The organism is Methyloversatilis sp. XJ19-49 (genome assembly GCF_024580145.1).
Lineage (GTDB): Bacteria > Pseudomonadota > Gammaproteobacteria > Burkholderiales > Rhodocyclaceae > Methyloversatilis.
Genome location: NZ_JANINI010000006.1, coordinates 151,624 through 170,005, shown reverse-complemented (window position 1 = coordinate 170,005; position 18,382 = coordinate 151,624). Strand labels below are relative to the sequence as shown.

Sequence of the window (18,382 nt, the reverse complement as noted above, 5' to 3'; positions counted from 1 at the left end):
ACCGGATTGAGTGTTGCCGCGTATCCGCCGGTCAGGCAGCGAGGCTGGCGACGCCGCCGGTTTGAACCGACTGTTTGAGCGCGCGGATGCGCGACACGGTATCGGTCGACAGGCGATCGAATTCAGTGCCCAGCAGGCTGGCAGCACCCGCGGTGTCGCCTGCCAGACGGCGCCGGATCACTTCGCCGGCACACTGATGGAAGGCGGCGTGCTGACTGCGCACCTCTCGGTAGACAGCGTTGCCGGCAAAACGCTGGCCGTCGCCGTGAATCCAGCAGCCCAGCTCGCACTTGTCGTCGCGCCCCACCGCATCCGGATCCAGCTTTTCCCCTTCGCCAGCGAGGAAGGCATTCAGCTTCACTTTCCACTGCAGATGCGCGTTGATGACGCGGTCGAAGTCCAGCCCGACCGAGCGCGCCTTCGGCTGGGCGCCGCCGCTGATGCGGAATTGCCCCACCGTCTTCACCAGCGCACGCGACTGTTCGGCGAGGCTTTCCGCGGCGGCTGCCGCCTGTTCGACCACCGCCGCGTTCTGCTGGGTCACTTCGTCCATGCTGCCGACCGCATCGGCCACCTGACGCACGCCGGCACTCTGTTCGCGGCTGGCCGATGCAATCTCGCCGATCAGATGGCTCACCTCGCCAACGCTGCCGACGATTTCGCGCATCGTCTGCCCGGCCAGTCCGGCCTGTTCCGCGCCCTCGTCGATCCGGCAGACACTGCCGTCGATCAGCGACTTGATTTCGCGTGCCGCCGTGGCGCTGCGTTGGGCGAGATTGCGCACTTCCGACGCCACAACCGCAAAGCCGCGCCCCTGCTCTCCGGCGCGGGCGGCCTCCACCGCCGCGTTCAGCGCAAGGATGTTGGTCTGGAAGGCAATGCCGTCGATCACGCCGATGATGTCGGCAATCTTTCGGCTGGACGTCTGGATGTCCTGCATCGTGACCACCACGCTCGACACGATTTCGCCGCCCCGCTGGGCCACCGCATTGCTGGAGCTGGCGAGGGCCTGCGCACGGGCGGCATTGTCGGCGTTCTGTCCGACCGTCGCGTTGATCTGGTCCATCGAGCTGGCGGTGTCCTGCAGGCGCGCCGCCTGGTTCTCGGTGCGCGTGGACAGGTCGGCGTTGCCGGCACTGATTTCATTGGCCGCCGTGTCGATCACGCGCGCCGCTTCGCCGATCTGGCCGACCACTTCGCGCAGTCGCGCCACCGTGCGGTTGGCATCGTCGGTCAGCGTGCCGAAGGTGCCGCCGTAGCGTGCATCGATGGTCTGGGTCAGGTCGCCGGCCGCCACGGCATTCAGCACGCGCCCCAGATCATCGAGCGCCGTGCGGCAGATTTCCATCAGCTGGTTCAGCGTCATCACCATGTCGCGGAAGCCGTGCGAGTAGCGCGCTTCATCTCCGCGCGCGCTGAAATCGCCCCGCGTGGCCGCCGCGACCAGACGGTTCATGTCGCCGGCCAGCGATTGCAGGGTGCGCTTCATCTCCGATGCAACCCGCGACAGTTCGGCCTGGCTGCCGGCAAGCACCGGCATGTCGGCACTGAAATCACCGTTGCCGTAGGCACGCACGATGCCGACGAAGCTCGCCAGCGTTGTGGCGTGCGCATCGGCCATGTGGTTGCCGTCACGCGCGATGTCGGCGAATGCGCCGGACAGCGCCGTCGCTTCGATCCGGTGCTCGACCGTGCCTGCGACGTGTGCCGCCGCCATCGCGGACTGTGCTTCGCGCAGCGCGCTCAGGCTGTCGGTGGCGCGGCCGAGCGCGGCAAGCAGGGGATCGCCGGCCGGTTCGATCTGTCGGATCTGGCCATCGGCCAGTGCATGAAGCGCATCGGTCAGTGCGCGGTCACGCCGGGCGGTGTGCCCCGCGATACGGCGCAGCCGCCACAGCAGACCGCCGCCGACCAGGGCCGACACCAGCGCTGCCGCGACGCCGGGCCAGCCGTCGAGCGGCCACAGTCCGGTCGAATCGGCAAGGATGAGAAGGACAGGAATGGCCAGCACCAGAGCCAGCGGCAGGGTGCCGGCATGCGCCGGGGCGCCGGGCCGGGTGTTCGAAGAGGGTGTCTGCATGGCGATCGCACAGGACGGTGGAACCGCACCATGCGGCACCTTCCCGCATTAACGGCGGGCGGGTGACCCGACTTGAAGCGCCCCGGCGTGCGGACCGTGTATCCGGCGCAGGCTGCCGGGGTCGGCGCGGCTCAGCTTTCACGGCCGGCGGACGCTTGCCCGCAGGGTTCCCGCATTCAGCACGGCGCGTTGAGCGCGGGCTGGTCGGTGGTTTCGTGCAGGGCTGCGTTGAGCGCGTCGATGATCGGCGCCCAGTCGGCATCGGCCTGCAGGCCTTCGCGCAGGAAGGCCGCCTGCGAAGGCGTCCAGAACGGCGCTTCGGACAGCTTCACGCAGTCGGGCAGCGGCCGGTGCTGGTCGATGAAACGGTAGATCGATGCCGGGTCTGCGGGCAGACCGAGCTGTGCGAACAGTTGCGCAGTGCTGTGTACCGGTGCGTCCATGAGGATCTCCTGTGTCGGATGGCGGAGCAGGATGCCGTTGCGGCGCGGATCGGCAGGCCGATCGCTCGGCTGCCGAAACGCTCGTGCGTGGCGTACAGGGTTGACGCGCCACGGCGTCAGGCGTTCAGCCCGACGTTGACATGCTTGGTCTTTGCGATCGATTTTCGAGCCCAGCATGCGCGTCCGTCCGGGCCGGGTCTGTTAGCCAGAGCACCAAGTTCGCCGGTGAGCCGGGCGAGTCGGTAGCATGGCGGGAACCACGTTCAGGCAGTGCGGCCGAAACCGGGTTGCGGGTCACGCCTTCATCCACAACTGCCCGAACGGAGCGCCGTTGCAACTGCCCCTTTCCATTGATCCCTCGTCGGCCACCACACTGCAGTCGCAGATCGCGGCGCAACTGCGCGCGCTCATCCTCGACCGCCGGCTGGCGCCCGGTGCGCCGGTGCCGGCGACGCGCGACCTCGGCCGCCAGCTGCATGTGTCGCGCAATACCGTCACCGCGGCCTACGACGAACTGATCAGCGAGGGCTATCTGTACACCGAGCGGGCGGTCGGCACCTTCGTCTGCAAGACGCTGCCCGACACGCTGATCGGCCAGGCGCCGGCGCGTCCGGAACATCGCAGCGGCAGCCTGCACCGTGCGATGAACCTGCCGCTGCCCTACGGCGGACGCGGCCTGACCGGGCTGCACCGGCCCAGTTCGCCGCGCCTGATCGCCGATTTCGTGTTCGGCCGCTCGGACGCGCGCAACTTCCCGGAAAAGATCTGGCGCAAGCTCATCGTCGAATGCCTGGGCGGCGCGGCCGAGCGCATGAGCGAATACATCGATCCGGCCGGCCTGCCCGAACTGCGGCAGCTCATCACCGCCCGGCTCGGCCCTACGCGCGGCATGGTGGCGTCGGTCGAACAGGTGCTGCTGGTGGCCGGCTTCCAGCAGGGCATCGATCTGGTGGCGCATCTTTTCGTCGGCACGCACACGCCGGTGGTGATGGAAGCGCCCAGCTATCGCGGCGCCGCCTTCCTGTTCGAAAGCTATGGCGCGCACATCATTCCGGTGCCGGTCGACCAGCACGGGATCGACGTCAGCCGGTTGCCGGAAAGCCGCGTGAAACTGGTGTATGTCACGCCGTCGCACCAGTTTCCGACCGGCGTCACGATGCCGCTGCACCGCCGGCTCGCGCTGCTCGAATGGGCGGCCACGGCCGGCGCGTACATCCTCGAAGTGGACTACGACGGCGACTACCGCTACGACGGCGCGCCGCTGCCGTCGCTGCAGTCACTCGACCGCAACGGCTGCGTCATCTACCTGAATTCCTTCTCGCGCTCGATCGGCCCGGGGCTGCGCATCGGCTACATGGTCGTGCCGCGCGACCTCATGCGCACCGCGGTCACCATCAAGTCGCTGATGGACAACGGCCTCGCCTGGCTGGAACAGGCCGCCCTTGCCCAGTTCGTGCGCGACGGCAGCTTCGACACCCATCTGCGCCGCCTGCTGCACGCCAACGAAGCGCGCCGCGACGCCCTGGTCAGCGCGCTGCGCAGCCACCTGCCGGGCGCGCGCATCAGCGGCGCCGACGCCGGCTCGCACGTGCTGCTCACGCTGCCGCCCGAAGCACCGACGGCCGCCGCCGCACAGCAGGCCGCGCTCGAACTCGGCGTGGGCGTGCAGCCACTGGCCGACAGCCCGGCGTGGTTCTTCGAGCACCTGGACCATGCCGACCGCTGCCTGTTGCTCGGCTATACGCATCTGACCGAGGCGCAGATCGAACGGGGGATTGAGGGTTTGGGGCGGGTGGTGGCCGAAGGATGAGAGCTCCGCCGGATACCACCCCAGAACTCCGGGGCCTACCCCATGCCCTTAGTCTTGAATAATCAACACAATACAACTAGCATCAACCGGCGTTCAGAGGCACTTTCGATCTAACGCCTCACAGCAGAATTTTTATTTCGCCCATCCCGGGAGCATCCTGTCTTCATGATTCATTCTCGCGCCGCCTCGAACGGAAGCCCTCCGCCTGAGCGGTCTGAACAGCCTTCCTACAGTGCCAGCGAGGCAGCGAGAATCCTCGGCCTGCCTGCAGCAACCATTACGGCCTGGTGCTTCGGCCAGAAGTACCGGAGTTCGGCGGGAGACGAAAAGCGCTTTGAACCGGTCATCACGCCGGCGGCGCCGGCAGACCGCCTGCTTTCCTTCGCCAACCTGTGCGAACTGCACGTACTGTCAGGCATCCGTCGGCTGCATCGCGTTTCCCTGCCCAAAGTCCGGACGAGCCTGCAGTACCTGCAGGCGCATCTGGGCTCCGAGCGCCCCCTGCTCGACACGCAGTTCCAGACCAACGGGATCGACCTTTTCGTCGAGCACGCCTCAAAACTGCTGAACGTGTCCCGCAGTGGGCAACAGGCGCTGCGCGGCGACTTCGAACGCGCGCTTGCACGTATCGAACGGAACGACGCGGGCAAGCCTATCCGGCTGTTTCCCTTCATCCGCCCGAACCAGCTGGACGGTTCACGCGTGGTCGCCGTCGACCCCACGCTGTCCTTTGGCCGGCCGATTCTGCTCGGCGCCGGCGTCAAGACGCACGTCATCCTGAGCCGCTTTGCCGCCGGCGACTCGATTCACGAAATGGCCGAAGATTACCGGGTCACCATCGAAGACATCGAAGAAGCCCTGCGTTTTGAGCAACGCCTCTCCGCCTGAAGGGCTCAAGCTCTTCATCGATCGCGATGCATGGAGCACTAAGCTCGATCTCGCGCTGCGGGCGGCCGGAATTCCCTTCGTCGCACACCGCGACATGTTCGCCCACGACACACCGGACGTGACATGGCTGGCAGAAGCCGGGCGTCGTGGCTGGCTGGTGCTCACCCGCGATCAGAACATCCGTCGTCGGCCTGACGAACTGAAGGCACTGCGCGACGCCGGTGTCCTGCTGTTCGCACTGACGTCAGGCAATCTTTCGGCGCAGGAGACAGCCGATCTGGTGATTGCGAGCTGGCCGAAAATGGTTCGCATCGCGGGAACAACAAATCGGCCGGCGATCTACTCGATCACGCGGAGCGGGGATGTTCGGCGTATTGAGCGCTGATGCACATTCCGTGGACCAAATATCAACGCCGGATTTGGTGATCTGATCTGATTGGTTGTCATTTATGGAAATTCAATTTTTTTAGATTTCTATCTCGGCCTTTTTGTCAGTTCTCTAAGTTGCTGGCTGTTCGCAATACGTTCTCCGGCTTTCTCTAAGACGTCCTTGATAGCATCAGCCATGGCATCAGACAGAACTTCTGCGCCACCAGCACACATCGGACCGGCATCACCACTCTTGCTACGTTGGGTATCAACTGCTGTTCCAAATACACGCCTACCATCCAAAGTGGCAACTACGCTTATACCAAGGTCAACCGTTGCATCCGCATCAGCGCTAAAAAACTTGTCTGTGAATTTAACGCGAGGATCAAAACGTTCAATTCTAAAAACAAATTGCACCTTACCTTGCTGCGCTGCGCCCGATTGAGAAAAATCGTCAAATACAGACTCCATCAAGCTTGGCACTGATGCAACAAAGGCTTCTCCCGCATCCACCGGAAATCTGTGTCCGCCGCATAGAAAACCTTTAACAGCATCATCCTTTTGAAGCTTCGTGAGCGACGTGTCATCGACTAAATACGTAACCGGTTTTTGGTGCTTTTCATCATGACCAGAATAAACGTTGGTTGCACTTACGGTTCTCACTACACCTTTGTGCGAACATCCAACGACGAATGCACTCAGCAGACACACGCAAAAAGTAAAGAACTTAGTCATATTTTTCTCAGTTAAAAAATCTCTGTAATTGGGCTGAACTTATTGTCCCATCCGAATAGCCCAGAGGGGCTAATGGATATATGGATAGTATGAGCGACTAACTATACCTGCTTCGCATGATCTTCCCGCTACACGACTTCGCGAGCTCGCACCCGACGGATGTCGATGTGCCCAGCAGCATCGAGAACTTCAACATGCCCATGCGCCATCGTCTGCGGGAGAACGGCACCGACTTTGCAATCCGTGACCTGCAAGCGCTGTTGGGTGCTGCCGATGGATGGTGCGGCATTCTGGCATTCCGGCATTGGGCAAAGCTCATGCATCGCAAGTCCGACACCTTGTATTAAGATGCGATGATTGCCGCGACAGCGCGGTCGCACGGCCTGACCGTGGTGTCGCGCAACGTGACCGACTTCAAGGCGCTGGGCATCGACGCATTTGATCCGTTTGCACAGCCCGCCCCGCCCGGCGAACGATAGCCCGGCACGCACCACCCCCTGGCACCCCCCTTTTTTCGCTGACTGGCCCTGTCGCCTCAGGTGCTTCGTCTCCTATCTTGTCCCGGTGCCATCGCGCAGCCGGCGCGTCGTCGACGCGCCCGGCCGCCTTGCCTTCAACGCCACCCCGGGAGACTTCCATGTCAGTGCATCTGAGTGAAACGCGCGTCGTGCGCGGCGCCTGTCCGCAGGATTGTCCGGATACCTGTGCCTTCCTGTACCACGTGGAGGACGACAAGCTGGTGGAGGTCACCGGCGACCCGGATCACCCGATGACGCGTGGCGGGCTGTGCGTGAAGCTGAAGAATTTCGCCGAGCACCACTACAACCCGGATCGCCTGCTTTACCCGATGAAGCGCGTCGGGCCGAAGGGTTCCGGCATGTTCGAGCGCATTTCGTGGGACGCGGCACTGGCCGAAATCAAAACGCGCTGGACCGACATCATCGACCGTCACGGCTCGCAGGCCATCATGCCGCACGGCTACCTCGGCCATCAGGGCACGCTGAACGGCCTGACCGCCGGCGACGCCTTCTTCAACCGGCTCGGTTCGTCGGTGGCCGAAAAGACCTATTGCGAATCCGGCTCGTCGACCGCGTGGATCATGACCGTCGGCCCGACCGGCGGGCTGGACGTGGAAAGCCTGGCGCATTCGAAGTACATCATCGTGTGGGGCATGAACATGCTCAACACCAATCTGCACGCCTGGCCCTTCATCGTCGAGGCGAAGAGCAAAGGCGCCAAGGTGGTGGTGATCGACCCGGTGCGCACGCGCACCGCCAAGCAGGCCGACTGGCACATCCGCATCAAGCCGGGTACCGATGGCGCGCTGGCGCTGGGCATGATGAACGTGATCATCGCCGAAGGCCTGGTCGATGCCGATTACGTCGAAAAGTACACCGTGGGCTACGACCAGCTGGCGGCACGCGCGGCGGAATTTCCGCCCGAACGGGTGTCCGAGATCACCGGCATTCCGGTGCAGGACATCCTGACGCTGGCGCGCGAATACGCCACCACGCAGCCATCGGCCATCCGCCAGGGCGTGGCGGTGGAACGCAGCCCGGGCGGCGGCGATGCGATCCGCGCCATCACCTGTCTGCCGGCGCTGACCGGCGCCTGGCGCCATGTCGGTGGCGGCACGGTGGAAATGCCGATCTGGGAATTTCCGTTCCGCTTCGATTTCATGTGCCGGCCGGACTGGATCAAGCCGGGTACGCGCGTCATCAACGAACTCGATCTGGGCGCCGCGCTGACCGGCGCCATGCCGCTCGATCCGCCGATCAAGTCGCTGTTCGTCTACAACTCGAATCCGGTGTCGCAGGCACCGAACGCCGGCCAGATCGTGGCCGGGCTGATGCGCGAAGACCTGTTCACGGTGGCCAGCGAACTGTTCATCACCGACACCGCGAAGTACGCCGACATCCTGCTGCCGGCCACCATGCAGGCGGAACAGCTCGACCTGATGGTGACCTGGGGTCATCTGTACGTGATGCTCAACACGCCGGCGATCGCGCCGCCGGGCGAATGCGTGCCCAATGTTGAACTGTTCCGCCGGCTGGCGGGTGCCATGGGCTTCACCGACGAGCACTGGTCGCTGAGCGACGAGGAAATGATCCGCCGCTCATACGACTGGGACGCCCCGGCGATGCAGGGCATCACGCTGGAAAAGCTGAAGGACAAGGGCTGGATGCGGCTCAACGTCGGTCTGCCGGGCGAGCGCGCGCCGCATGCCGAGGGCAATTTCAAGACGCCGTCGGGCAAGTGCGAATTCGCGGCCAGCGCGGCGGCCGGCGGCAATTTCGTCGTGCCGGTGTGGCGCTCGGGCTATGAAGGCATGCAGCCAGGCACGCCGGTCGACGCGGTGCCCAATTACATCCCGTCGCACGAGAACGCGGCCTCCGAAGCGGCCAGCCGCTATCCGCTGAACCTCGTGTCGCCGAAGCCGCACGCCTTCCTGAACACGCAGTACGCCAACGAGCCGACACAGCAGCGCCGGCAGGGCGAACAGCTCATCGTGATCCACCCGGTCGATGCGGGAAAGCGGGCGATCGAGCACGGCAGCTATGTGCGCGTGTTCAACGAGCGCGGCGCCTTCGAGGCGCGCGCCGAACTGAGCGAGGACGTGTCGCCCGGGCTGATGATGACCAATGTGGGCCACTGGCCCGGTCTGAACCGCAGCGGCACCGCGGTCAATTCGACCACGTCGGCGCGCCACTGCAATCTGGGTCAGGCCGGCACCTACTGCGACAATCTGGTCGAAGTGCGGAAGGTATGAGGGCGCCATGACCCATGTCGTGACCGAAAGCTGCCGCGGCTGCCGTTTCACCGACTGCGTGACGTCCTGCCCGGTGGCCTGCTTCCATGTCAATGAGGTGCGCGTCTACATCAACCCGCAGGTGTGCATCGACTGCGGCGCGTGCATACCGGCCTGCCCGGTGCGCGCCATCGTCGAGGAATTCGACCTGCAGGAAGACCAGCTGCACTGGATGGACATCAATGCGAAGGCAGCGGAGCGCTACCCGGTGATCCGCAGCAAACTGCCGCCGCTGGACGGGGCCGACGACAAGCGCCGCCAGCTCGGCTTCTGATCGCGATGTCCGTGGCAGGACAGCCAATGCGCGTGGCCATCGTCGGCAGCGGTCCGAGCGGCTTCTACGCCGCGGAGGCGCTGCTGGCGAGCGGGCTCGACGTCGAGATCGACCTGCTGGAGCGGCTACCGGTGCCTTACGGGCTGGTGCGCTTCGGCGTGGCGCCGGATCACGCGAAGCTGAAGTCGGTCAGCGCGGTGTTCGCACAGATCGCCGCCGACCCCAAACTGCGCTTCTTCGGCAATGTGGCGCTCGGCCGCGACGTGACCGCCGACGAACTGGCCGCGATGTATCACGCGGTCATCGTGGCCTGCGGCGCCGGGGCGGACCGCACGCTCGGCATTCCCGGCGAAGATCTGCCGGGCGTGCATGCGGCGGGCGATTTCGTCGGCTGGTACAACGGCAGCCCGGATCACGCCCACCTCACGTTCGACCTGTCGCAGGAGGTGGCGGTGGTCATCGGCCAGGGCAATGTGGCGATCGACGTATGCCGCATCCTCGCCCGGCCGGTCGACGAACTGCGCCGCACCGACATTGCGCAGCACGCGCTCGACGCACTGGCCGGCTCGCGCATCCGCGATATCCACCTCGTGGGGCGACGCGGTCCGGTGCAGGCGAAATTCACACCGAAGGAGCTGCGCGAACTGGGCACCCTGCCCGGCTGGCAGCCGGTGGTCGATCCGGCGGCGCTCGAACCCGGCGAGGCCTGCCGGCGCGAACTGGCGCTGCCCGGCGTCGTGCATGCAGCGAAGAATCTGGACATCCTGCGCGGCTTCGCCGCCCGGCCGATGGAGGCCGGGCGGCGCATCCACCTGCACTTCCTGCGCGCGCCGGCGGCCCTGCACGGTGACGAACGCGTGCGCAGGATCGCGCTGGCCGGGCAGCAACTGTCCGGCGAGCCGGGTGCGCAGTCCGCCGTGACCACGGGCGAGCAATTCGAGCTGGACGCAGGGCTGGTGTTCCGCAGCGTGGGCTATCGCGGCACCGCACTGCCTGGACTGCCGTTCGATGCCCGCGCGGGCGTGATTCCGAACGCCGGCGGCCGCATCGTCGATGCAGCCGGCCAGCCGCTGCCGGGCTGGTACGTCACCGGCTGGATCAAGCGCGGCCCGACCGGCGTCATCGGCACCAACCGTGCCGACAGCCTGGACACGGTGGCCGGACTGCTGCAGGACGTGTCGGGCTTTGCCTCACCCCGACCTGGTAGGCAGGCGTTGATGGCGCTGCTTGAGGGCCGGTCGCACCGGGTCATCGATTTCGCCGCCTGGCAGGCCATCGAACGTGTCGAACAGGCGCGCGGCCAGGCGCGTGACAAGCCGGCGGAAAAGTTCGTGCGCGTCGACGACATGCTTGCAGCCGCCCACGGCGCGCCGCCGTAGCGCGCTTGGTTGGGGCGGTAATCGACCTGGGCGCGCGGGATGACGGGGTGATGTTGGGCATCGCTGCGCTCACCCCAACCTACGAGTGGTGCAGAGCGGACGTTGCGGCGAGATCTCCTGGTGGGTGACCTTGGGGTGTTGGGCATCGCTGCGCTCACCCCAACCTACGGGTCGTCACGCCGCCGTCGGATGCTTTTGTAGGTTGGGGTGAGCGCAGCGAAGCCCAACAGCGATCGACGCCCAGCGGCGCACTTCAGGCGAGCAGCGCCTGCATGATGCGGCGCTGCACGCTGCGCGGCGCGAGGCGTGCGGACCAGGCGGACAGCTTGTTCGCCAGCCCCGGCACCACGCCGGCGCGGCCCTGCATCAGCGCGCGGATGCCCGCTTCGGCGACCGGGCGCGGCGACATCATCATCAGGTTCAACGTGGCTGACACATGGTGGCCTGAGCCTTTGAAAAACGCCGTCTTCGTGACGCCGGGCGACAGTACGGTGACCGTCACGCCGGCCGGCGCCAGTTCGTCGTGCAGCGCCTCGCCCAGCGCCAGCACATAGTGCTTGGTGCCCGCGTATGCGGCGTAGAGCGGTGCCGGCATGAAGCCGAGCAGGCTGGCCACCAGCAGGATGCGGCCGCGACCGCGGCGCGCCATGTCCTGCCCGTACTGCTGCGTCAGTTCGGTCAGCGTGACCATGTTGAGCTGCAGCATCTGCGCCAGCCGCACCGGATCGGCGTCGAGCAGCGGACCGTGCAGACCGAAGCCGGCGTTGTTGATCAGCGTGTCGATCCGCAGCCCGCGCGCAGCGGTGCGCCGCTTGAGCTCGGCGCCGGCGCCGGGCGCCGACAGGTCGATGCCTTCCACGACCACTTCGAGGCCGTGCGCGCTGCGCAGCGCCTCGGCCAGCCCTTCCATGTCGGCGACGCCGCGCGCGGCGAGCACGAGGTTCATTCGCCGGGCGGCGAGGATGTGGGCGAACTCAACGCCCAGACCGCTGGATGCGCCGGTGATGAGTGCCCAGTTGCCGCTGTTCGATGTCTGCATTTCAGTGCTCCGTCTGCAAGCGAGGGGGACGCGAAGGGGCGTGTCCGGCGGCCGGTGCGCCGATGCGGAACCACAGCGCGAACAGCGCCGGCAGGAACAGCAGCGTCAGCACGGTGCCGACCGCGGTCCCCCCGATCAAGGTATAGGCCAGCGCGCCCCAGAAGGTCGAGGTGGTCAGCGGGATGAACGCCAGCACCGCCGCCACTGCAGTCAGCAGCACCGGCCGGGCACGCTGCACCGTGGCCTCGACGACGGCGTCGTAGCGATCCAGGCCGGCGGCACTGTTGGCTTCGATCTGGCCGACCAGGATGAGCGTGTTGCGCATCAGGATGCCGGCCAGCCCGATCAGGCCGAGGATGGCGTTGAAGCCGAACGGCTGGTCGAACAGCAGCAGCGCGGGCGCCGCACCGATCAGCCCGAGCGGCGCCGTCAGGAACACCATGGTCATCGCGGAAAAGGAACGCACCTGGATCATGATCACCGTCAGCATCAGCAGCAGCATGACCGGGAACACCGCCGCCAGCGCGAGATTGGCCTTGTTGCTTTCCTCGATCGAGCCGCCGGTGTCGATGCGGTAGCCGTCCGGCAGCGCGGCGCGCAGGTCGGTCAGCGCACGGTCGATGCCGGCCGACACGTCCGGCGGCTGCACATGCTCTGCGATGTCGCCGCGCACCACGATGGTCGGGTGGCGGTCGCGCCGGTGCAGCACCGGCTCTTCCTGCTGCACCTCGGTGCGGCCGATCTGGGCCAGCGGAATGCGCCGGCCGTCGGCGGCGATCAGCGACAGGGCGTCGAGCGTGGCCGGATCGCTTCGATCGCGACCGCCGACGCGCGCCACCACCGCCACCGAACGGATGTCTTCGCGCAGCTCCGTCACCGTCACACCGTCGAGCAGGAACTGCAGCTGCTGTGCCGCCTCGGCCGGCGACAGGCCGATCTGACGCAGCCGCGACTGATCGAGCACGAAGCGCAGCGTGGCGGCCGGCCCTGTATTGTCGCGGTGCACCTCGCGCATGTCCGGGTGGGCGCGCATCACCGCCTCGACGTCGCTGGCGATGGCGCGCAGCCGGTCGAGGTCCGGGCCGCTGACGCGGTAGGACACCGGGAACGGCACCGGCGGGCCGAACAGCAGTTGCGTGGCACGCACGCGCGCCTCCGGCGCGAGGCCCTCGGCGACGCGTTCGCGCAGTCGCTGCCTGAGACGGTCGCGTTCCGCGGCGCCGGCGGTCAGCACGATGATCTTGGCGAATGCCGGATCGGGCAGTTCCTGCGACAGCGAAAAGAAGAAGCGCGGCGCGCCCTGCCCGATGTACGCGGTGACGACGCGCGACTCCGGTTGCTGCCTGAGCCAGCCCTCGACCGTTTCGGTCGTGCGCTGCGTGGCGGCGATGTCGCTGCCGGACGGCAGCGTCACCTCGACGATCAGTTCCGGCCGCTCGGACACCGGGAAGAACTGCTTCTTCACGACGACCATCGCCGCCACCGATGCACCGAACATCAGCAGCACGACCAGCGCCACCGTGCCCTTGCGCCGCACGCACCACGCGACCAGCGCGCGCAGCTGCCGGTAGCGCGGCGTATCGTAGATGGCGCGGGCGCCGCCGGGCACGGCGGCCACGGCCGGCAGCAGTTTGACGCCCAGATAGGGCGTGAACACCACGGCGACCAGCCAGGACATCAGCAGCGAAAAGGCGACGATCCAGAAAATGTTGCCCGCGTACTCACCCGCGCTCGACGCGGCGAAGCCGACCGGCATCAGGCCGATCACCGTCACCGCGGTGCCGGACAGCATGGGCGCGGCGGTCACCGTCCACGCGTGTGCGGCCGCTTCGACGCGCGCCATGCCTTCCTGCATCTTCACCACCATCATCTCGATGGCGATGATGGCGTCGTCCACCAGCAGGCCGAGTGACAGGATGAGCGCACCCAGCGTGATGCGGTCGAATTCGCGCCCGGTCATCAGCATGACGATGAAGACGGCCGCCAGCGTCAGCGGCACCGCCGCGGCGACGATCACGCCCTCGCGCCAGCCGAGCGACAGGAAGCTCACGCCGGTCACCACCGCCAGCGCGACGAAGAACTTCAGCATGAATTCGTCCACCGCCTGGGTGATGTTCACCGCCTGGTCGGAAATCTTCGTGAAGCTGAGGCCGAGCGGCAGTTCGGCGGCGAGGGCCGCTTCTTCGGCGGCGAGTGCGCGGTCAAGCTCCAGGCCGTTCCAGCCGGGCCGCATCACCACGCCGACGATCATCGACGGCTCACCGTCGTGGCGGATCAGGAAGGTGGCCGGATCCTCGAAGCCGCGCCGGATGTCGGCGATGTCGCCCAGCCGGAAGGTGCGGTCGCCGGCGCGCACCGGGGTGTCGCGCAGCGTGTCGACACCGGCGTAGGCGCCGTCGAGCCGCAGGAACACGCGCGGGCCGTCGGTGCCGACCGAGCCGGCCGGCGTCACCGCGTTCTGTCGCGCCAGCGCGTCGAAAATGTCGCGCGCATCGATGCCCAGCGTGGTCAGCCGCTCGTACGACAGCTCGACGAACACCCGCTCCGGCCGCTCGCCGATGATGTTCACCTTGTTCACACCGGGCACGCGCAGCAGCCGCTCGCGCAGCCGCTCCGCCTCGCGCACCAGATCGCGTTGCGGCAGGTCGCGCGCCTTGAGCGCATACAGCGCGAAATTCACGTCGGAATATTCGTCATTGATGAACGGCCCGTAGACGCCGGGCGGCAGGCGCCGCGCCTCGTCACCCAACTTCTTGCGCGCCTGGTAGAACTGCTCCGGCACGTCGGCCGGGCGGGTCGAATCCTTCAGCGTCAGCGTGGCGAACACCAGGCCGGGCCGGGTGAAGGTTTCCACCCGGTCGTAGCCGGCCAGTTCCTGCATACGCTTTTCCAGCGGCTCGGCCACCAGATCCTGCATCTGCTGTGCGGTGGCACCGGGCCAGGCGGCGCTGAAGGTCATCACCTTGATGCTGAACACCGGGTCTTCGGCCCGGCCCAGCTTGAAGAAGGCAAACACGCCGGACACCGCCACCGCGATGATCAGGAACAACGTGACCGCGCGTTCGCGCACGGCGAGCGCCGACAGGTTGAGGCGGCTCATGGCGCACGCCCCGCAGCGGCGAGCGTCGTGTCGAGGCCGCGCACGGCGCTGCCTTCGCGCAGCAGGTGGGCGCCGAGCGCGACGATGCGTTCGCCGGCACTCAGGCCGGCGGAAATCGACGCGCTGTCGTGACCCAGACCGGCCAGCGTGACCGGGCGGAAGGTGACTCGGCTGGTGTCGCCGGCCTGTTCGATCACCCACACGCCCGGGCCCTGGCCGGCGTCGTGCAGCGCGGCGATCGGCACCCGCACCCGCTCGCCCGCTGCTTCGCCCGACATGCGGTCGAGCGCAAGGGTCACCGTGCTGCCGATCGGTGCCTGCGCCGCGGCGCCGTCGAGCAGGTAGCGCGCTTCGAAGGTGCGGCTGCGCGGGTCGGCCGCGTCGGACAACTGGCGCAGGCGGGCCGTGAAGGTGGTGTCCGGCAGGCTGTGCAAGGTGGCGGTGGCGCCCGAGCCGACGGCCGGGCGCACCGATTCGGGCAGGTTGACCAGCGCCTCGCGCGCCCCCGAGCGCGCCAGCCGCACGACCGGCTCGCCGGCGCGCACCACCTGGCCCGGCTCGACGAGGGTGTCCACCACCACGCCATCGCTGTCAGCCACCAGCAGCGCGTAGCCGGCCGCATTGCGCGCCACCTGCTGCTGCGCCAGCGCCGCGTCGAGGAGGGCCTGCGCGCTGTCGGCGCCGGCGACCGCCTGGTCGCGCACCTGGGCCGACACGGCGCCCTGCTCCACCATTCCGCGCAGCCGCTGCTCGTCGGCGCGCGCCTGTATCGCGCGCGCCCGCGCCGCCTCGACCGCCGCGGCCTGCGCCGCGAGCGCCAGATCGAGGTCGGCGGCATCGAGGCGCATCAGCGGCTGGCCGCGCCGTACCGTCTGACCGGTATCGACCAGACGCTCGACCACCTTGCCGGCGACCCGGAAACCCAGATCACCGACCACGCGCGACGTCACCACGCCGGTGTAGGACTGCGACGCCGCACGATCCGGCTGCACGACGGCGACGGCCACGCGCGGCACACCGGTGCGCGGATCGGGTTGTGCCGGCTGGGTGCATGCGGCGAGGGCAAGAACGAGAGGGATTGCGAATACGACGCCGATGACGGCGGGGCGGCGAAGCGGGCGGGCATCCATGACCGGGCACTTTCGGAAAGAGAGCGCCCAGTTTCGTAACAAGTTACGAATAAGTCAACTAGTAACCTGAAAACTGTCGCTCAAGGCGAAAGGCTGCGCAGCACCAGGCTGGACACCGCCGCCGCATTCACGGCGATCTCCTCGCGCGGCGTCTGCTCGAGCATCACCGGATGGCAGAACGGCGACGTGGTGACGAAGATGGCGCGGCACACCTCGTCGAGCGGCGTCTTGCGCTCGAATTCGCCTCGCTCGCGGCCATCGGCGACGATGCGGCACAGCGCCTGCAGGATGGCGTCCTTGTGCTGCGCCACCGAGCCCCAGCCCTCTTCGACCGCCGCAACCACGATGTCGTGCAGCCGGCGCTCGTTGAAAAACAGTTCGAAGCCTTCTTCGAAAAGCGCGCGGTAGAAGCGTCTCAGCCGATCGGATGCCGACGTGTCCTCGCTCGCGATGGCCATCAGCCGTTCGTCCAGCGGCTGCAGCGTCATCCTGCAGACCGCTTCGCCGATCGCCTGCTTGGACTCGAAGAAGCGATAGACGTAGGCGCTCGACACGCCGATGGCGCGCGCCAGGTCGGCCACCGTGGTCTTCTGGTAACCGTAGTGACGGAAGTGTTCGTCGGCGGCGGCGATGATCTGCTCGCGCCGTTCGTGTTCGACCGGGCCGCGCTGACCGGTCGCCAAAGGGGTGTCGTGGGCTGCGATGTCATCCATGAAGCAAGGTTACAAGGTCGACCCTGCATTGACAACGAGTAACGAGTATATAAACTTGTAACTCTTTATCAGGAGCGCGCCATGCCGTCATCCCTCCGCCGCCTGCCGACTGCCGCTGTCTGGATGCTGACCGGCCTCACCCTGGGCGGCTGCGCGGTCGGCCCCGACTTCCGCCGCCCCGAGCCAACGACCGGCACGCATTTCGTGTCGGCCAACGCCGTCGACGCGCGCAGCGCACCGGCCGGTGCCGAAGATCCTGCGCGTTGGTGGACCGGCTTCGACGACCCGCTGCTCGACCGCATCGTCGCGCGCGTGCTGGCCGGCAACCTCGATCTGGCGATCGCGGCGGCACGGCTCGAACAGGCGCGCGCCGGACTGGCGGTGCGCACGGCCATCCAGCGACCGTCCGGCCAGTTGGGCGCCGAGGCGGCCACCGGCCGGCTGTCGATGCAGACGCCGCTGGGTCGCCTGCTCGACGCGCGCCCCGGCTTTGACCGCACGGCCGACGAATACGCACTCAATGCGGGGTCCAGCTGGGAACTGGACCTGTTCGGCGGCCTGCAGCGCGGCGAGGACGCCGCCCGCGCCGACTATCTGGCGGCCGGTGCCGGCGAGGCTGGCGCGCGACTGGCCGTCGTCGCGCAGGCGGCCGACACCTATATATATGTGCGGGCGCTGCAGTCGCGGCTGCAGGTGCTGCACGAACAGATCGATACGCAGCGCCGTCTGGTCGGGCTGATTGCGCTGCAGGTGTCGCGCGGTCTGGCCGCCGAACTGCAGCACGATCAGGCACAGGGTGCGCTGGCGGAAGTCGAGGCCGCGCTGCCCGCACTCGAAGCCGGGCGCGATGCCGCGATGTTCGCGCTCGACGTGCTGACCGGCGAAGCCCCCGGCCACTGGCGCGCCGAACTGGAACTGCCCGCTGCGCTGCCGCGTGCGCCGGCGGTCGCCACTGCGGGCGGCCCCGCCAGCCTGATCCGGCGCCGGCCCGACCTGATGGCGGCCGAATACCGGCTGGCAGCCTCGAATGCGCGCATCGGCGAAGCCATCGCCGCGTACTACCCGCGCATGGCGCTGACCGGCCTGCTGGGTTTTGCCACGGCGGGCGGTGGCAGCCTGATCGCGTCGGGCGCCGCGCAGGCGCGTCTGGCCGCCGGCCTGCGCTGGCGCCTGTTCGACTTCGGGCGTGTCGATGCCGAAGTGGCCGCCGCCCGCGGCGGCGAAGCCGAGGCGCTGGCGCTCTACCGGCAGGCCGTGCTGCGTGCCACCGAAGAGGTCGAGAATGCGTTCACCGCGCTGGTCAAGCGCGAGGCGCAGGCCGCGACGCTGAGCACCGGCGAGGCGGCGCTGACCCGGGCACGCACGCGCGCCTTCGCGGCCTGGCAGGGCGGCGTGGTCAGTCTGGTCGAGGTGCTCGACGCCGACAGCCGGCTGCTGCGCGCGCGCGACGCGCGCATCCAGGCCGAAGCCGACGCCGCGCGGGCCGCAGTGGCATCGTTCCGCGCGCTGGGCGGCGGCTGGCAGCCGGCCGTGACCGATGACACACGGCCACGACCGGTCGCGGGCACGCCGGGCACCGAAGGGTAAGGTTGGCGCTGTCGCGCCGGTCTGAT

Annotated in this window: 16 protein-coding genes; 9 read left to right on the top strand and 7 right to left on the bottom strand. The window is 67.4% G+C overall.

What is annotated here, in order from left to right:
- Nucleotides 1-31: 31 nt before the first annotated feature.
- Together NMQ16_RS19250 and NMQ16_RS09305 are read right to left on the bottom strand one after the other, a co-directional pair.
- Nucleotides 32-2,080: a methyl-accepting chemotaxis protein gene (locus NMQ16_RS19250; protein WP_306441762.1), complete on the bottom strand. Its 2,049-nt coding sequence runs from the start codon at nt 2,078-2,080 to the stop codon at nt 32-34.
- A 176-nt stretch (nt 2,081-2,256) separates the two neighbouring features.
- On the bottom strand, nt 2,257-2,523 hold the full coding sequence (locus NMQ16_RS09305; protein ID WP_257080290.1) for a DUF2789 domain-containing protein: 267 nt from the start codon (nt 2,521-2,523) through the stop codon (nt 2,257-2,259).
- 331 nt (nt 2,524-2,854) lie between these two features.
- Between NMQ16_RS09305 and NMQ16_RS09300 the strand changes: the two genes are divergently transcribed.
- From NMQ16_RS09300 to NMQ16_RS09290, 3 genes are all read left to right on the top strand, one after another.
- Nucleotides 2,855-4,333 carry a PLP-dependent aminotransferase family protein gene (locus NMQ16_RS09300; RefSeq protein WP_257080289.1) on the top strand — a complete coding sequence of 493 codons (1,479 nt, stop codon included), beginning with the start codon at nt 2,855-2,857 and terminating at the stop codon, nt 4,331-4,333.
- Nucleotides 4,334-4,498: 165 nt separating this feature from the next.
- Entirely contained in the window at nt 4,499-5,221 is a 723-nt protein-coding gene (locus NMQ16_RS09295; protein WP_257080288.1) for a DUF433 domain-containing protein, read from the top strand.
- Complete coding sequence (locus NMQ16_RS09290; protein WP_306441761.1) at nt 5,121-5,606, top strand: hypothetical protein; 486 nt, start codon at nt 5,121-5,123, stop codon at nt 5,604-5,606. Before NMQ16_RS09295 ends, NMQ16_RS09290 begins: the two co-directional genes overlap by 101 nt.
- An 89-nt stretch (nt 5,607-5,695) precedes the next feature.
- On the opposite strand, the gene NMQ16_RS09285 is transcribed toward NMQ16_RS09290, so the two are convergent.
- The gene (locus tag NMQ16_RS09285; protein ID WP_257080286.1) at nt 5,696-6,325 is read right to left on the bottom strand and encodes a hypothetical protein; all 630 of its coding nucleotides are present in this window, start codon (nt 6,323-6,325) and stop codon (nt 5,696-5,698) included.
- A gap of 116 nt (nt 6,326-6,441) precedes the next feature.
- Between NMQ16_RS09285 and NMQ16_RS09280 the strand changes: the two genes are divergently transcribed.
- From NMQ16_RS09280 to NMQ16_RS09260, 5 genes are all read left to right on the top strand, one after another.
- Nucleotides 6,442-6,672 carry a hypothetical protein gene (locus tag NMQ16_RS09280; protein ID WP_257080285.1) on the top strand — a complete coding sequence of 77 codons (231 nt, stop codon included), beginning with the start codon at nt 6,442-6,444 and terminating at the stop codon, nt 6,670-6,672.
- Nucleotides 6,673-6,678: 6 nt separating this feature from the next.
- Nucleotides 6,679-6,804 (top strand): hypothetical protein, encoded by a 126-nt coding sequence (locus NMQ16_RS09275; protein ID WP_257080284.1) that lies wholly within the window; start codon nt 6,679-6,681, stop codon nt 6,802-6,804.
- A 158-nt stretch (nt 6,805-6,962) separates the two neighbouring features.
- Entirely contained in the window at nt 6,963-9,095 is a 2,133-nt protein-coding gene (locus NMQ16_RS09270; RefSeq protein WP_257080283.1) for a molybdopterin-dependent oxidoreductase, read from the top strand.
- Between the two features lie 7 nt (nt 9,096-9,102).
- Nucleotides 9,103-9,408 carry a 4Fe-4S dicluster domain-containing protein gene (locus NMQ16_RS09265; RefSeq protein WP_257080282.1) on the top strand — a complete coding sequence of 102 codons (306 nt, stop codon included), beginning with the start codon at nt 9,103-9,105 and terminating at the stop codon, nt 9,406-9,408.
- A gap of 26 nt (nt 9,409-9,434) precedes the next feature.
- A complete protein-coding gene (locus NMQ16_RS09260) occupies nt 9,435-10,787 on the top strand; it encodes an FAD-dependent oxidoreductase (protein WP_257080281.1) in 1,353 nt (450 codons plus the stop codon).
- A gap of 253 nt (nt 10,788-11,040) precedes the next feature.
- On the opposite strand, the gene NMQ16_RS09255 is transcribed toward NMQ16_RS09260, so the two are convergent.
- The 4 genes from NMQ16_RS09255 to NMQ16_RS09240 form a co-directional block, all read right to left on the bottom strand.
- Nucleotides 11,041-11,826, bottom strand: coding sequence for an SDR family oxidoreductase (locus tag NMQ16_RS09255; RefSeq protein WP_257080280.1), 786 nt, complete (start codon nt 11,824-11,826; stop codon nt 11,041-11,043).
- Between the two features lies 1 nt (nt 11,827).
- Nucleotides 11,828-14,926 carry an efflux RND transporter permease subunit gene (locus NMQ16_RS09250; RefSeq protein ID WP_257080279.1) on the bottom strand — a complete coding sequence of 1,033 codons (3,099 nt, stop codon included), beginning with the start codon at nt 14,924-14,926 and terminating at the stop codon, nt 11,828-11,830.
- Nucleotides 14,923-16,056, bottom strand: a complete 1,134-nt coding sequence (locus NMQ16_RS09245) for an efflux RND transporter periplasmic adaptor subunit (RefSeq protein ID WP_257080278.1) — start codon at nt 16,054-16,056, stop codon at nt 14,923-14,925. Before NMQ16_RS09245 ends, NMQ16_RS09250 begins: the two co-directional genes overlap by 4 nt.
- Before the next feature lie 80 nt (nt 16,057-16,136).
- On the bottom strand, nt 16,137-16,769 hold the full coding sequence (locus NMQ16_RS09240) for a TetR/AcrR family transcriptional regulator (protein WP_257080277.1): 633 nt from the start codon (nt 16,767-16,769) through the stop codon (nt 16,137-16,139).
- Nucleotides 16,770-16,850: 81 nt separating this feature from the next.
- Here NMQ16_RS09240 and NMQ16_RS09235 point away from each other — a divergent pair, with 81 nt between their 5' ends.
- Complete coding sequence (locus tag NMQ16_RS09235) at nt 16,851-18,356, top strand: efflux transporter outer membrane subunit (RefSeq protein WP_257080276.1); 1,506 nt, start codon at nt 16,851-16,853, stop codon at nt 18,354-18,356.
- Nucleotides 18,357-18,382: the final 26 nt, after the last annotated feature.